This window comes from Achromobacter sp. ACRQX (assembly GCF_022346505.1).
Lineage (GTDB): Bacteria > Pseudomonadota > Gammaproteobacteria > Burkholderiales > Burkholderiaceae_B > Achromobacter > Achromobacter animicus.
Window position 1 is genome coordinate 78,093 of the sequence record NZ_JAKRML010000007.1, and the last position, 15,170, is coordinate 93,262.

General features: G+C 65.4%; 10 protein-coding genes and 1 pseudogene. 6 read left to right on the forward strand and 5 right to left on the reverse strand.

The features are described from left to right. The first annotated feature begins 116 nt into the window (after positions 1–116). On the forward strand, positions 117–491 hold the full coding sequence (locus MHZ91_RS08865) for a hypothetical protein (RefSeq protein ID WP_175185471.1): 375 nt from the start codon (positions 117–119) through the stop codon (positions 489–491). A gap of 6 nt (positions 492–497) precedes the next feature. On the opposite strand, the gene MHZ91_RS08870 is transcribed toward MHZ91_RS08865, so the two are convergent. Beyond that, complete coding sequence (locus tag MHZ91_RS08870) at positions 498–1,883, reverse strand: sigma-54 dependent transcriptional regulator (protein WP_175136551.1); 1,386 nt, start codon at positions 1,881–1,883, stop codon at positions 498–500. Positions 1,884–2,059: 176 nt separating this feature from the next. Here MHZ91_RS08870 and MHZ91_RS08875 point away from each other — a divergent pair, with 176 nt between their 5' ends. Next, positions 2,060–3,064, forward strand: coding sequence for a sigma-54-dependent Fis family transcriptional regulator (locus MHZ91_RS08875; RefSeq protein ID WP_255595686.1), 1,005 nt, complete (start codon positions 2,060–2,062; stop codon positions 3,062–3,064). A gap of 157 nt (positions 3,065–3,221) precedes the next feature. After that, positions 3,222–4,667, forward strand: coding sequence for an RNA polymerase factor sigma-54 (locus MHZ91_RS08880; protein ID WP_239213356.1), 1,446 nt, complete (start codon positions 3,222–3,224; stop codon positions 4,665–4,667). A 122-nt stretch (positions 4,668–4,789) separates the two neighbouring features. On the opposite strand, the gene MHZ91_RS08885 is transcribed toward MHZ91_RS08880, so the two are convergent. The 3 genes from MHZ91_RS08885 to MHZ91_RS08895 all read right to left on the reverse strand — a co-directional run bounded on the left by MHZ91_RS08885 (position 4,790) and on the right by MHZ91_RS08895 (position 9,674). Next, positions 4,790–5,152: a hypothetical protein gene (locus MHZ91_RS08885; protein WP_175136553.1), complete on the reverse strand. Its 363-nt coding sequence runs from the start codon at positions 5,150–5,152 to the stop codon at positions 4,790–4,792. 145 nt (positions 5,153–5,297) lie between these two features. Then, positions 5,298–8,294, reverse strand: coding sequence for a GAF domain-containing protein (locus MHZ91_RS08890; protein ID WP_239213358.1), 2,997 nt, complete (start codon positions 8,292–8,294; stop codon positions 5,298–5,300). 99 nt (positions 8,295–8,393) lie between these two features. Beyond that, positions 8,394–9,674 (reverse strand): MFS transporter, encoded by a 1,281-nt coding sequence (locus MHZ91_RS08895; protein WP_239213360.1) that lies wholly within the window; start codon positions 9,672–9,674, stop codon positions 8,394–8,396. Between the two features lie 104 nt (positions 9,675–9,778). Between MHZ91_RS08895 and MHZ91_RS08900 the strand changes: the two genes are divergently transcribed. Further along, positions 9,779–10,678, forward strand: coding sequence for a LysR family transcriptional regulator (locus MHZ91_RS08900; protein ID WP_239213362.1), 900 nt, complete (start codon positions 9,779–9,781; stop codon positions 10,676–10,678). A 172-nt stretch (positions 10,679–10,850) separates the two neighbouring features. Further along, positions 10,851–12,394 (forward strand): annotated as a pseudogene (locus MHZ91_RS08905) (mucoidy inhibitor MuiA family protein). A gap of 17 nt (positions 12,395–12,411) precedes the next feature. On the opposite strand, the gene MHZ91_RS08910 reads toward MHZ91_RS08905, so the two are convergent. After that, positions 12,412–13,638, reverse strand: coding sequence for an EAL domain-containing protein (locus MHZ91_RS08910; protein WP_239213364.1), 1,227 nt, complete (start codon positions 13,636–13,638; stop codon positions 12,412–12,414). A gap of 316 nt (positions 13,639–13,954) precedes the next feature. Between MHZ91_RS08910 and MHZ91_RS08915 the strand changes: the two genes are divergently transcribed. Then, positions 13,955–15,088, forward strand: a complete 1,134-nt coding sequence (locus MHZ91_RS08915; RefSeq protein ID WP_239213366.1) for a 3-deoxy-7-phosphoheptulonate synthase — start codon at positions 13,955–13,957, stop codon at positions 15,086–15,088. Positions 15,089–15,170 lie beyond the last annotated feature (82 nt).

The following is a 15,170-nucleotide window of genomic DNA, read 5'->3' on the forward strand; positions in this document are numbered from 1 at the left end:
GCGGACAGGCAGCGGCTCAATGCGCAAGCGCCGTGCCTGAAGAACCTGGGCACGGCGCTTGCTCAGACCCTGGTCGGGTCCGCCAACTACCGGACCACTTTCCCAAGGAGTCAGTCATGAAGCTGTCCAAAACGATTTGCCCCGCTTTCGCCCTGTGCTTTTCGGTCCTCGCGTTCCAGGCCTCCGCGCAGACTGGCGCTGCCGGCGTTCGCACGAACGATCAGATCGACAACCAATACAAGATGGACAAAAAACAATGCGACGGCATGAAGGGCAACCAGAAGGATGTCTGCCAGCAACAGGCCGAAGCCACGCGCGACAAGGCCAAGGCAGACGCCAAGGCCGCCAAGGAAAAGGCCGAAGCCTCGCATGACGCCGCGAAAACGCGCAATGATGCCGACTATAAAGTCGGCAAGGAAAAGTGCGACGCCATGTCCGGTAATGCCAAGGACGCCTGCATGGCAGACCTGAAGACCCGCTACAACAAATAAGCGGGTCTAGGCGGATTCCCGGGACGGTCCACCCGCCCGGGAATTCTCGCCAGGCAGCGGATAGCCCGCTGCCGCGTATTCCTCAAGACGGTTGTAGAGCGTCTTGGGACTGATGCCCAGCACGGCAGCGGCTTGCTTTTTCACGCCGTTGCAGCGTTCGAGCGTCGCCAGGATAAGACGCCGATCGGCCTCTGCCAGCGTCTCTCCGACAGGCACGCTGACCTGACCGCCAGACGACTCGCCAGCAGGCGAGACCTGCGGCACCAGCATTTCCAGATCCAGCACATCGCCGTCAGCCATGATGAACGCGCGGCGAACAAAATTCTTCAGTTCGCGCACGTTGCCCGGCCACTCGTATTGCTCCAGTGCCGCGGCTGCTTCGGGCGAAAACGCCTTGTTCTTCCCGGATTCTTCGTTGAGCGTCTGCAGGAAGCGCTGAGCCAGAAACTGGATGTCGCTGCCGCGATCGCGCAGCGCCGGCAATTCGATGGGAAACACGCTCAGCCGGTAGTACAAGTCTTCGCGCAGCTTGCCTTCCTGCACCGCCTGTTCCGGATTGCGGTTCGTGGCGGCCACCACGCGGATGTCGCAGGCGATCTCGCGATTGGTCCCCACGCGCATGAACTGCCCCGTCTCCAGCACGCGCAACAGCTTGACCTGCAGGTCCAGCGGCATTTCGGTGACTTCATCCAGGAACAGCGTGCCGCCGTCCGCGCGTTCGAAGTACCCCTTGTGCTGGCGGTCGGCGCCGGTAAAGCTGCCGCGCTCGTGGCCAAACATTTCGCTTTCGATCAGGTTGGGCGAAATCGCGCCGCAGTTGACCGCGATGAACGGCCGCTGGCGGCGCGGGCTGAGTTCGTGGATGGCATGGGCAGCCAGTTCCTTGCCGGTGCCGCTTTCGCCGATCAGCAAGGTGGTGACGGTGGTGGGCGCCACGCGCCCGATCTGGCGGTACAGCGTCTGCATCCGTTCGGACTTGCCGTACAGCTTGCCGAAACGGCCCGGTTCCTCAAAAGGCGTGCCGGGCAGCTCGCCGCCCGAATTCACCATGATCCGCTTGAGGATTTCTTCCAGGCGCTCCATGCAGATCGGCTTGACCAGATAATCGGTCGCGCCCAGGCGCAAAGCCTGGACGGCGTTGTCGACAGTACCGTGGCCGGTCATCACCACCACTTCCGCGCTACTCGCATTAACGTTCTTGAAAATGTCCATGCCGCTGCCGCCCGGCAACCGGACGTCAGTCAGCACCAGGTCGGGCGCTTGCCGTTCGAGCTGGATCAGGGCGTCCTTGACGCTGGCTGCCAGGGCCACCGAAAACCCGCTATCGCGGCCGATTTCGGCCAGTGTTTCTCGTATCGCATCGTCGTCATCGACGATTAGCAGGTGAGGCATGCTATCTCCGTATCCCTTCTATAACGCTCAGAATAGTCACTATGGGGGCGGCCAGTGCAAATATTTTTCGGATTCCACCAACGTTTTCCAATGCTTGCAACTCGTCGCAATCAGAGAGTAGGCTGCACTCTACGATGCACTTATTGCAGGCCCGCTTCCGGGACTGAGGATCAAGCATGGCTAGTCGAAATACCGCTACGCGCACCACCGCGCCTTCGCCCACTTCCGTGTTCGCCGACACCAGCGGCATGTCGCCGCAGATGCGAAAACTGGGAAACCAGATCGCCCTTGCGGCGGCCACCGATGCAAGCGTGTTCATTATCGGTGAAAGTGGCGCTGGAAAGGAAATCGTAGCGCGCGCCATCCACGATGCGAGCGATCGCCGCGACCAGCCGTTCGTGGCGGTCAACTGCGGCGCGATCAGCGGATCGTTGGCGCATGCCGAACTTTTTGGTCACGAAAAAGGCAGCTTCACCGGCGCCGTGTCCCAGAACGCCGGCTATTTCGAGTTTGCAAGCGGCGGCACATTGTTTCTGGACGAAGTCACCGAAATGCCGCCGGACATGCAGGTGCACTTCCTGCGCGTGCTCGAAGTCGGCACGTATCAACGCGTGGGCGGCACCGACGTGTTGCGCGCCAATGTGCGCGTCATCTGCGCCAGCAACCGCGACCCCGCTGCATCCGTCGCGGACGGCCGGTTGCGTCAGGATTTCCTGCACCGTCTGCTCGTGATTCCGCTGCGCGTGCCGCCGCTGCGCGAGCGCGGCGACGACGCCCTGCTTCTTGCCAAGCAATTCCTGGACACGTTGAATGCGCAGCATGGCACGCAGAAGACGTTTTCGCCGCACATGCTGGAAGCGATCAAGGCGCACGACTGGCCGGGCAACGTGCGTGAACTGCGCAACGTGATCCAGCGCGCCTACATCATGGCCGACACGGAGCTGGACGCCGAGCTGCTCACGCGCAAGCGCGGCCCGAACCAGGCGCAGATGCGCGAAGGCTCGCTGAACTTTCCCGTAGGTATGCCGCTTGGCCGGGCCCAGCGCGAGTTCATCCTGGCCACGCTGGCGCATCATGCCGGCGACAAGCGCCTGGCCGCCGAGACGCTCGGCGTCAGTCTGAAGACGCTGTACAACCGTCTGGATGTCTATGAAAAGGACGAGCCCGAAGCGGCCGCCTGAGCAGTTATTACCACCCCCTTTGTAATACTGTCCCAGCATGCCGCGTTCCCGCCGCGGCTCCCCCCTTCAAATGGGGTTGGCACGATTTTTGCGTCTATGAAAGGAACGAGCCGCCTTCCGGCGGCTGCCCCTTCAGGAGACTCGATTGGGCCACCCGATGCAAGAACTTCGCCTGCGCCAGCAAATGACGCTGGCGCCGCGTCTGCAACAATCCGTCAAGCTGCTTCAGATGTCGGCGTTGGAGTTCACCACGGCCGTGCAACATGCGCTTGCGACGAACCCTTTTCTCGAAGATCCGGACGAATCGGAGCCCGAGGCGGCCCCGGCTGCGCCCGGCGTCCGCGGTGAGATGACGGAGCAGGCCGACGGACAGTCCGCGCCAGAACCGGTCGCGGCAGCCGAAAGCCCGGACATGGATGAACCCCTGCCCGACGCGCCGGCCTATTCCGGCGACTATCCCACCCATGCCCCGTCCGGCGGCGACAGCGATCTGGGCCAATGGGCCTGCGCCAACGTGTCGATGCGTGATCGCCTGTCCTTCGAATTAGGCAACTACCACCTGCAGCCGCGCGACCGCCTGCTGGCTGAATTCATCATCGACGCGCTGGACGACGACGGCTACCTGCGCACCCCGCTGGAAAATCTTTGTACGGCCGCCGACGAAGACATCAATCCGATTCCCGACGAAAGCGAATGGATGGCGGCCCTGCGCCTGGTGCAGCAACTGGATGCGCCGGGGATCGCTGCGCGCGATCTGCGCGAATGTCTGACGCTGCAACTGGCGGCGCTGCCCGACGAAGACGACGCCACGCGGGCGCTGGCCCAGCGCATCGTGCAGGACCATCTGGAACGTCTGGGCAAGAACGATTACGCCGGCCTGCGCCGCGCGTTGGCATGTTCGGACGATGCCCTGCGCGACGCCTGCGCGCTGATCCGGCGCCTGGATCCCAAGCCCGGCGGCCGCTACAGTGGCGACGCGCCGGTGTACGTCGTGCCCGATGTGTTTGTCGACAAATGGCAGGGACGCTGGCGCGTGCTGCCCAATCGCAGCGCCATGCCGCGCGCACGTCTGCATAGCGCCTATGCGGACCTCTTCCGCCGCGCCCGGCTGGACGACCGCAGCCCCATGGCGCAAGAGCTGCAGGAGGCGCGCTGGCTGGTGCGAAATGTCGAGCAGCGCTACACCACCATCCAGCGCGTGGCCGAAGCGATCGTGAAGCGCCAGCAGATGTTCTTTGAGTACGGCGAAGTCGCCCTGCGTCCGCTGATGCTGCGCGAAGTCGCCGATGATCTGAACATGCACGAGTCCACGGTGTCGCGGGCCACGGTCAGCAAGTACATGACGACCCCGCGCGGCGTCTTTGAATTCCGCCACTTCTTCTCACGCGAACTCGCAACCGAATCGGGCGGCTCGTGTTCCGCCGCAGCCGTCCGCGCGCTGATCAAGGAAATGGTGGACGCCGAAGACCCGTCCATGCCGCTTTCCGACGTGGCGTTGACGCAGCAACTGGCGTCCAACGGCATTCTTCTCGCCCGCCGCACCGTATCCAAATACCGCGGCCAGTTGCGCGTGCCGCCCGCTGAATTGCGCCGCCAGCACTGAATCGCGGCACCGGCATGAACCGGTGTCGCGATTGCTTGGGCGGGAACGGCATTTAATCCCGACTTGATTTCCGCCCTACAAAAAAAAGGCTTCCTTTCGGAAGCCTTTTTGTGTGGGGCTGCTTACTTGCTGCCGCCCGTGTTCGGATATCCCGGAGGAGGCGCGGCGCCTCCGGCCGGAGTAGCCGGCACATTGTCATTGGCTTCGCGCTTGCGATTGGGCATTTCCGACCCATGCTTGTCGGACTTCATGTGACCGCTCTTGTCCAGATTCGGCGGCGTGGTGCCGGTCTGGGGCGCCGCGTTCGGGGCGGGCGGAATCTGGCCCGGAGGCACCTGGGTGTTGGGCGGCACGGCAGCCCCGTCATTCGGCGTCGTGGACGGCGAGGTCGGGGGCGAGCTGCGGCCCGTGGATTGGGCATAGGCACCGCCGGCGGCAAGGCCGGCAATCATGGCAAACGCGCAAGTCATGGCACGGTATTTCATAGCGTAGCTCCTTCCTTGGTTGAAATGCTTCAACCTAGTCGCAAGCCCCGTGCCTGACCCCCGCTTTATCTACTCCCCCTGCGGTAGTCCGCCATGCGGGGCATTTTTTACCTGCCGTTGAAACACTTGACCGCCTATTTGACCTCTACCCCGCCCGCTGCGGCCCCGCGCTCTCCTCCAGCATCCGCTGCACCCGTTCGCCCAGCGCATCCAGCGAGAACGGCTTGACGATGAGTTCCATGCCGTCCTCCAGGAAACCACCCGCGCTGGCCGCGCTTTCGGCGTAGCCCGTCATGAGCAGCACGCGCAGGCCGGGGTGAGCGACGCGCGCGGCGTCCGCCAACTGCCGGCCGTTCAGGTTGGGCAGGCCAACGTCCGTCACCAGCAGGCTCAGGTTACGCGTGGACGTCACCAGCTCCAGACCTGCCTCCCCGTCGCCGGCCGTCAACACATGCAGGCCCATATCCACCAGCGACTCGCGCACCATTTCGCGCACGTTCGTGTCGTCTTCGACGACGATGACGAAGGCCTGGCCGGCCGACGCCGCTTGCGTGCCGGTCGCCCGCGGCGCATCCGCGGCCTGTTCCGGCACGCCTTGATGGCGAGGCAGGTACAGCCGCACCGACGTCCCGACGCCTACGGCGCTTTCCAGCACGGCACTGCCGCCGGCCTGCTTGGCAAAACCGTAAGTCATGGACAGCCCGAGCCCCGTGCCTTCGCCCAGCGGCTTGGTGGTGAAGAACGGGTCGAAGGCGTGCGCCAGCACATCGGGCGACATCCCGCAGCCCACGTCTGACACCGTGACCTCGACAAACGGGCCCGGCTTGACGCCTGGGCTCTGGCGCAGCGACGCTTCGTCCAGCTGCGTGTTTGCCGCCGCAATGGTCAACACGCCGCCATTGGGCATGGAATCGCAGGCGTTGATCACCAGGTTGAGCATCGCGTTCTCAAACTGGTTCTTGTCGCAATTGATCGGCCACAGGTCCGGGTCCAGATCGAAGACCAGATTCACACGCTCGCCGGTATACCGATGGAACAGGTCCATCATGGAATGCAGCGTGCCCTCCACGCTGAACGGCTTGGGGTCGATCGGCTGGCGCCGCGAGAAGGTGAGCAGGCGCTGCGTCAGGTGCGCTGCACGGTTCGCGGAATCCATGGCCACCGTGATGAACCGCTGCGCCTGTTCGGGCACGCCGGCAGACAGCTTGCGCTGAATGAGATACAGCGCACCGGTGATGCCCTGGAGCATGTTGTTGAAATCGTGCGCGATGCCGCCGGTCAGGCGTCCCACCGCCTCCATCTTCTGGGCCTGGCGCAATGCATTCTCGGTGTCGGCCAGCGCCTCGGCCTGCGCTTTCAGATCGGAATCATCACGTCCCGCGACGTACAGGCTCTCTTGCGACCACGACATGCTCCACGTGATCCAGCTGTAGCCGCCCTCGCGCCGCAGGACCCGGTTTTCCAGGTGCCGGGCGGGTTGGGTGCCGTCCGCCTGCGCGTGCGGCGACCAGGCGGTGCGCGTCGCGTCCAGGTCGTCCGGGTGGATCAGCTCGGCCAGCCCCATCGACAGAAACTGGTCGGGACTCCAGCCCAGAATGGGTTGCACGGCCGGATTCACGCTGGCAAACCGGCCCCTGCTGTCGATGACGGCCAGCAGCTCGGGAGACATTCGCCAGATGCGATCCCGCTCGGCAATGGCGTGCTCCACCCGCTGCTCCAGCATGCGTGCGTATTGCGAACGCTCGACCGCGTCGCACATCCGTTCGGCGACTTCCTCGATGAACGCCAGATCCGCCGGCTTGAGCCGGCTGCTCGACAAGGGGCGGACCAGCAGCGCACCGCCTTGCCGCGCCCAGCGGCGCATCGGCACGACGATGGCCGACGGGCGGATGTCGCCGCCCTCTTGCGCCACCAGCGGCTGCAGATAGGTCGTGCGCCCCTTGCGGACGGCGTCGAAAAAATCTTCGTCCAGTTGTTCTGTCGCCAGCGCGCCGTGGCTCGCCACATCATGCTCGGAACGCCAGCAGGTCGACACCACCGGCGCCGCGCCGTCGCCGGCCCAGTCCAGAACCGCCACCAGTCCCAGCGACAGGTGCTGACCCAATCCCGCGCAGGCGGTTTCCTCGATGGCCGGCTGCAGATGGAGTTCTCGCATGCGGTCGCCCAGCGCCAGCAGGAAATTCTTGCGATGCTGGCCTTCCCACAGCTCGGTCTCGGCGGCTTTGCGCGCGGTGACGTCAAGAAACAGCGCCATGATGCGATCGGGGCCTTCCTTGCGCGCCCGCGCCTCGTACCACGCATCCTTGGGCGCGGGCACGGCAAATTCAAATTGGGCGGGCTCGCCCGACTCCACGACCTGCGCGAACGTATCCAGGATCTGGCTGGGAACGCCGGGAATCATCTCGCGCAGCGTGTGGCCCAGCGTGTCGCCCTCGCGCATGCCGCTCTGGCGTTCAAAGGCGGGGTTCACCTCCAGAAAGCGGAAGTCGGCGATGCGGCCGTCCTCGCTGCGCAGCGCTTCGGCAAGAAAAAACGCTTCCTGCATGCCGTCGAACATCGCCCGCCAGCGCTCGCCGCTGCGTCGCAAGGCCACGTCCAGCAAATGCCTTTCGATCGCCAGCGCCGCGCTGCGCGTGACCAGCGCGATCGCGTCGATATCCTGCGCGGTCGGTAGCCGGCTTTCTTCGTAGTAATTGGAGAAGACGCCCAACAGCCGTCCGTCTGGCGCCTTGATCGGCGTGGACCAACACGCGCGCAAGCCATTCTCCAAGGCAAGGTCGCGCCACGGCGCCCAACGCGGATCGTTGGCAATATCGTCGGTGTAGACCGGCTTGCCCGAATGCGCTGCCGCGCCCCACGAAGCGGTCATCGGCCCGATGGCTACCCGGTCCACGGCGGCATTGAACGCGTCCGGCAGGCCGGGTGCGGCGCAATGCCGCAATTCGGTTCCTGCGTCGTCCACCACCGCAATGGACGCGCGCAGCGTCACGCTCGACTGCGCCTCGACGGCGTTCAGCACATGTTCCAGTACCTGCCGGATCGGTACGCCGGCAGCTATGCGCTCCAGCATGATGCGTTCGTCTTCCAGACGAGCTAGCGTGTCGGTCCATGGCAGGGACACGCGGTCTTGCTTGGTCAGCATGGTTCCCCCTATCGCAATACAGAATGTATCGCGATAGAAGCGCGCGTGGCGCAACCCTGCGTAACGCGACGCTACCCTTCCCTGAAAAAAGAGGGGAAGTCAGGCGGGACCAGCGGCGCCCGCCGCGGCATGCCGCCGTCCCGTGCGCCAGGCGAGACCCGCGCTGATCACGAGCGCGGCGGCCAGCAAGCCGCCCGCCATGGCGGCAACGCCATGCCAGCCGCCGGCGGTCCAGAATTGGCCGCCAAGTGCCCCAAGCACGCTCGATCCCACGTAATAGACCAGCAGGTAGAACGAGGCGGCCAGCGCCTTGTAGCCACGCGCCATCTGCCCGACCCAGCCGCTCGCGACGGCGTGGGCCGCAAAAAAGCCGAAGGTGAAGACGACGATGCCTGCGATCAGCACGGGCAACGCGTTGGAAAGGGTCAACAGCAGGCCCGCCAGCGCAAGGCCGGACGCAGCGGCCAGCATCGCGCCGCGCCCGTGCCGGTCAGCCAGGCGGCCGAACCAGGTCGAGGCGAAGATGCCCACCAGGTAGACGACAAAGATGAACCCGATGAAGGTCTGGCTGAGCGAGAACGGCGGCAGCAGCAGGCGAAAGCCGACATAGTTGTAGACCGCGACGAACGCGCCCATCAGCAGCCCGCCCATGGCGAACAGCGCGCACAGCGGACCATTCTTCAGGTGCGCACCGGCTCCTTCCCGCACGTCCGCCCACACGCCCGCCCATCCCTGGCCCCGGCGTGGCGTGAACCGGCGCGAGGCCGGCAGCAGCCACACGAACAGCAGGGCCGCGATGAGGCCCAGCAATCCCAGCGTGCCCATCGCCGCGCGCCAGCCGAAATGGTCGGACACCAGGCCGGTGATGACCCGTCCCGACAGCCCGCCGAATGCGCTGCCGCTGATGTACAGCCCCATCGCGAAGCCCAGTGTGCCGGGCTCCACCTCTTCGGCCAGGTAGGCCATGGCCACGGCGGGCACCCCGCCCATCGCCACGCCTTGCAGCGCGCGCAGCGCCAGGAGGCTCTGCCAGTCCGGTGCGACGGCCGCGACGGTTCCGAGGACGGCGGAGGCAAACAGCGACCACGCCATGACCCGCTTGCGCGGCAAGGCGGCGGAAAACAGGCCCACAAAGAAGATCGCGATGGCCAGCAACCCCGTGCACAGCGACAGCACCAGGCTGCTCTGCGCCGGCGATACGTTGAACGCATGGGTGAACAGCGGCATCAGCGGCTGCACGCAGTACAGGAGGGAAAAGGTGGAAAAACCGGCGGCAAAGAGCGCCCACTGGGCACGGCGCAGTCCCGGCGTACCGCGCGCCAGATATTCGGGCGCCGTGGCGCCACGTTCGGTTGCGGGACTTGCAGAAGGGGTAGACATCAGGATTCTCGAAAAACACCGGGCTTGAGCCCGTGCAGACAAAGTAGACTTTTCCCCTGCATATGTCCAATATATGAAACCTGAACCGTTCATATTTAAAAACGATGGAATTGCGCCACCTGCGTTACTTCACCGCCGTTGCCGAGGAACTGCACTTCACGCGCGCGGCGGCCCGCCTGGGCATCGGCCAGCCTCCGCTCAGCCAGCAGATCCAGCAACTGGAACGCGAGATCGGCACACCGCTGTTCCTGCGCTTGCCCCGGGGCATCGCGCTGACCGAAGCCGGCGCCCAGTTCCTGGAAGATGCGCGCGCCATCCTGGCCAGCGCCGACCGCGCCATCGACATGGCCAGACGGCTGGGCCGCGGCGAACGCGGCGCCATCACGGTGGGCTTCACTGCATCGGCAGTATTCCACCCCTACCTGCCCCGTGCCATCCGTGCCTACCGCGACCGCTATCCCGACGTGCGCATCACCCTGACCGAAAGCAATACCATCTCGCTGCTGCGCGGGCTGCGCGCCGGCGAGGTGGATGTCGCCTTTGTGCGCCCCCCTTACGTGCTGGACGCCGAATTCGAATCCGAGCGCGTGCTGGACGAGCCGATGCTGATCGCCCTGCCGCCCGGCCATCCGCTCAGCCGCAAACGTGCCGTTCCCATCGCCGAACTGGCTGACGAGGATTTTGTGCTGTATCCGCGGCCCATCGGCGCGGGCCTGTACGACGCCATCCAGTCCGCCTGCCAGCGTGCCGGCTTTGCGCCGCGCGTCATCCAGGAGGCCCCGCAGATGGCGTCGATCGTGAGTCTGGTGGCGGCGGGCGTCGGCATTTCGATCGTGCCCGCCGCCATGCGGCACATGGGCGCGCAAGGCATCGAGTACCGGCCCATCAAGGGCGATGCCCCGCACGCCCTGCTGGACATGGCGTACCGGCGGCACGACCGATCGGTGGCTGCGGAAAACGCGGTCGGCATGTTGCGGCGGCTGGCGCATCCCGAACGCGATTGAGTTTTCACGAACCAGCCGTATCCCCCTGTCGCGTTTGTCATTTCCTGTAAACCGTCCGGGCGAAGCCGGCGATAGACTCTCGCGCTTGCCGGCGATGCGTCCCCGTGGGAGACCCGCTGTCAGCCGCGTTCAACTTTATAAAGGTGCTCCCGTGAGACGTACCCTTCTGGCCCTGGCTTTTGCATCGATCCCCGGACTGGCTGCCGCCGCCGCGCTGCCCTCCTCCATCCGCGCCGTCACTGTCTACCAGGATCGCGCCGTCGTCACCCGCGCCGCCAGCAGCGAGCTTGCCGCGGGCGAACACGAGCTGGTGCTGGAAAACCTGCCCGCGTCGCTCCAGGAAAACTCGCTGCAGGTGTCTGCCAAGAGCACCGGCCAGGCCACGCTGCTTGACGTCAAGGTCAGCGACGTCTATCAGGCCGCCACCGCCAACGAACGCGTGCGCCAGATCGAGGCGCAGATCGACAAGCTGGTCAGCCGCCAGGCCGCGCTGGACGACGAAGCCGCGGTGCTGGATAACCAGCGCGAACTCATCCTGATGATGCAGCGCGGCGCCACGGAACCGGCCAAGGACGGCGCGCGGCTCACGCTGGACGAACTGAAGGCGATCCAGACCCTCAGCGCCGAGTCGCTGGCCACGACGCTGGCGGGCCTGCGGCGCGTGGCAGAACAAAAGACCGAGCTGGAGCGCGAGATGACGGCGCTGCAAACCCAGCTTGGCCTGGTGCGCGGCGAATCGGGCCGTCGCACGAAGACCGTCACATTGCGGGTCAACATGGCGCGCGCGGGCAAGCTGGACCTGGCGCTGTCGTATGCGGTGGCGGGCGCACGCTGGACGCCGGCCTACGACGCGCGCCTGCGCCCTGCCGACCGCAATGTGGATCTGGGCTACTTCGGCGTCATCCGCCAGAACACCGGCGAAGACTGGAAGAACGTGAAGCTCACGCTGTCCACTGCCCGGCCGTCCCTGGGCGGCGGCGCGCCGACGCTGCGTCCGTGGATCATCGACGTGGCCGCGCCGGTGCGGTGGAAGACAGCGCCGTGCTGCCCGAGCCCGAAGCCGAAGTCATCGATGTCTCGACGGCCCAGGTCCAGAACGCCGCGACCAGCGCGTCGTTCCAGATCAAGAATCCGGCCACGCTGCTGTCGGACAACACCACGCAACGCGTCGCCATCGCAACGACCCAACTGCCTGCGACCTTGCAATACCAATCCACGCCGGGGCTGCGCGAGACCGTCTACCTGACTGCGCAGGCCAGCAACAACACCGACTTCCCCTTCCTGGCCGGTCCGCTCAATACCTTCCTGGACGACGCGTTCGTGGCGTCAGGCACCATGAAGGCCGTGATGCCGGGCGAAAAACTGGAGCTGGCCCTCGGCGCCGACGATGGCATTTCCATCAAGCGCCAACTGGTGAACCGCTATACCGAAAGCACCGGTTTTTCGGGCAGCGGCAAGCGCGTCACCTACGAGTACAAGATCACCGTCAAGAACAACAAGGCCACCAAGGAACAGGTGTCCTTCGCGGACCGCCTGCCCATCTCGCGCAACGAGAAGATCGTGGTCAAGCTGCTGTCGCCGTCCGAGCGCGACATCAAGCGCGAGGAAGACGGCAAGCTGGTGTGGGACTGGGAACTTGAGCCGGGCAAGTCGCGCGAGACCGTGCTGAAGTTTTCGGTCGACTATCCGGGTGACGTTGCCGTGTTCGGTCTGTGACGTGCAACCTGTGACCCTCAATGCGTGCGGCAGAACTCGATGAACGCATCGGGGTCCAGGGGCACGGAAATCCCGTAGCCCTGCGCCACATCGCAACCCAGTTCACGCAGGAGCTGCACATCGCGCTCCTGCTCGACGCCCTCGGCGACCACGCGCCGGCCCAGCACCCGCCCCATTTCAATCGCGGCCGCCACTACGGCGCGCGAGGCGGGCTCGCGGTGCATATGCACGATGAAGTCGCGGTCGATCTTCAATTCATTGAACGGCATGGCCGAAAAGAGCCGCATGGACGCAATGCCGGCGCCGAAATCGTCCATCGCCAGCTCAAAGCCGCGCACACGTAGAAGGTTCAGCGTCGACGACAGCGCGAGCCAGTCGTTGACCGGCTCATCCTCGGTAAGCTCCACCTTGATCAGCCGTGCGGGCAGTCCCGCCTGCCCCACCTTCTGCTCCAGCAGGCCGGGCAAGTCGCGCGAGCACAGCGTGGACGCCGAGGCGTTGATCGAAATCGGCACGGCGATGTCCTCGTCCTGCATCTGACGCAACACGTTCAGCACGCGGTCGGTGACGCGGCTGAACAGCATGCGGTCCATACCCAGCCGGTGCGCCGCCGGTACGAAGTCGGCGGCGGAAATGGCGCCCAGCTTCGGATCGATCCAGCGCGACAGCGCCTCGGCCGCGACCACGCGCCCCGTCGACAGGCTGATCTGGGGTTGAAGCACCACGCTCATGCCGGTGCCGGAAAGCAGCGCCTGGCTCAGCGCGGCTTCCATGACTTCGCGCCGCACTGACTTGGGTTTGTCTGGCGACGCCGATTCGTCGTCGATGCTGTGCAGCGCATTCTTGATGGCCTGTTGCATCGCCACGCGCGACACGGGCTTGGACAGCGCCTGCGCCGACGGGCAACCGGCCTGCAGGGCCAGGCGGACATGCGACTGCAGCAGTTCGTCGCTCAGGCTGCTGATCCAGATGATCGGCGGCATGCTTTTCAGGCGCCCCGCGTCCACCAGCCTGCGCAGGTCGTTGGGCAGCCGCGTGCCATCGCCTTCGCCCATCACGATGTCGCTGATCAGCACGTCATGATATTGACGCGTGATCGCCCCGACCGCCTCGATGCTGCTTGCCAAGCCCGCCACGCGGCGATAGCCCAATGCCAGCAGCATGTTCTGCAGGTAGGCGCGTTCGACTGGGTGATCTTCCACAAGAAGAATCCGTCGGGACGCTCCGGCATCGGGTTTTGGCATTGCTGACCGTCCTGGACCTGTATACACGGTAAGAAGCCGCACGCGGCCCCCGCCTGCGCCTGCCGCAAGCCGGTTGCACCCGGCCAACTGAGAGCGTGAATCAATGCTAAGGCATCCACGCGAAACATGTCTTTATCGATAACGGGTTAATTCAGTTCGTCACCGATAGGCGTAGCCAGCGGCGCCTCCGCCGTCCGGCTCCGTTCATTGGGGCCTGTCCCCGCCGCACGGACTTGCCGCAGCCACCCATCCGCCTCCACCGTCCGCGGGTGCGATAATGGCGGACTTTCCCGCATCTACCGGCACGGAGCTTCTCTTGACCCGCATTGACGACCCCCTGCACGACCGCGAGGTCGGCGCCGCCGACGCCACCCAGGACAACACGCGCACCGACGACACCCGCATCAGCGCCGTGCGCCCGCTGATCTCACCCGCGCTGCTGCAGGATGAATTGCCGGTGTCGGCCGACATCCAGACGCTCGTCGAGCAAAGCCGCGCGCAGATCGCCGACGTGCTGCACGGCCGCGACGACCGGCTGGTGCTGGTGGTGGGCCCCTGCTCCATCCACGACCACGCGCAAGCCATGGAATACGCGCGCAAGCTGCGCGCCGCCGCCGACGAGCACAAGAAAGACCTGCTGATCGTCATGCGCGTCTACTTCGAGAAGCCCCGCACCACCGTCGGCTGGAAGGGCTACATCAACGACCCGCGCCTGGACGGCAGCTTCCGCATCAACGAAGGCCTGCGCCGCGCCCGCGAACTGCTGCTGGACATCAGCGGCCTGGGTCTGCCCATCGCCACGGAATTTCTGGACCTGCTCAGCCCGCAGTACATCGCCGACCTGATCGCGTGGGGCGCCATCGGCGCACGCACCACGGAAAGCCCCAGCCACCGTCAGCTCAGCTCCGGCCTGAGCTGCCCGCTGGGCTTCAAGAACGGCACCGACGGCGGCGTGCAGATCGCGGCCGACGCGATGGTCGCCGCGAGCGCCAAACACGCGTTCATGGGCATGACCAAGATGGGCATGGCCGCCATCTTCGAAACCCGCGGCAACCAGGACACCCACGTGATCCTGCGCGGCGGCAAGCAAGGCCCGAACTACGACGCCGCCAGCGTGCAAGCCTGTTGCGACGCCCTGCGCAAGGCCGGCCAGCGCGAACAGGTCATGATCGACTGCTCGCACGCCAACTCCAACAAGTCGCACGTGCGCCAGATCGACGTGGCCAACGACATTGCCGCCCAACTTGCCCAAGGCGACTCCCGCATCACGGGCGTCATGATCGAAAGCCATCTTGAAGAAGGCCGCCAGGACCTCAAGCCCGGTGAGCCGCTGCGTCATGGCGTCTCCATCACCGACGCCTGCCTGGGCTGGACGCAGACCGAGCCCGTGCTGGCCGCCCTGGCCCTGGCCGTGCGCCAGCGCCGCGAGAAGCTCGCCGCGCGCGGTTGATCCCTGGCGGGCGCCGCGCGGGATAGCCCCCCGCGCCGCCTGTTACAGCACGCACCTGAAACAATTGGTATCATGCGCGTCG

Excerpts from the sequence above, each read along its gene's own strand:
- MHZ91_RS08865 (WP_175185471.1), top strand. The coding sequence starts at position 117 with ATGAAGCTGTCCAAAACGATTTGCCCCGCTTTCGCCCTGTGCTTTTCG.
- MHZ91_RS08870 (WP_175136551.1), bottom strand. The coding sequence starts at position 1,883 with ATGCCTCACCTGCTAATCGTCGATGACGACGATGCGATACGAGAAACA.
- MHZ91_RS08875 (WP_255595686.1), top strand. The coding sequence starts at position 2,060 with ATGGCTAGTCGAAATACCGCTACGCGCACCACCGCGCCTTCGCCCACT.
- MHZ91_RS08880 (WP_239213356.1), top strand. The coding sequence starts at position 3,222 with ATGCAAGAACTTCGCCTGCGCCAGCAAATGACGCTGGCGCCGCGTCTG.
- MHZ91_RS08885 (WP_175136553.1), bottom strand. The coding sequence starts at position 5,152 with ATGAAATACCGTGCCATGACTTGCGCGTTTGCCATGATTGCCGGCCTT.
- MHZ91_RS08890 (WP_239213358.1), bottom strand. The coding sequence starts at position 8,294 with ATGCTGACCAAGCAAGACCGCGTGTCCCTGCCATGGACCGACACGCTA.
- MHZ91_RS08895 (WP_239213360.1), bottom strand. The coding sequence starts at position 9,674 with ATGTCTACCCCTTCTGCAAGTCCCGCAACCGAACGTGGCGCCACGGCG.
- MHZ91_RS08900 (WP_239213362.1), top strand. The coding sequence starts at position 9,779 with ATGGAATTGCGCCACCTGCGTTACTTCACCGCCGTTGCCGAGGAACTG.
- MHZ91_RS08910 (WP_239213364.1), bottom strand. The coding sequence starts at position 13,638 with ATGCCAAAACCCGATGCCGGAGCGTCCCGACGGATTCTTCTTGTGGAA.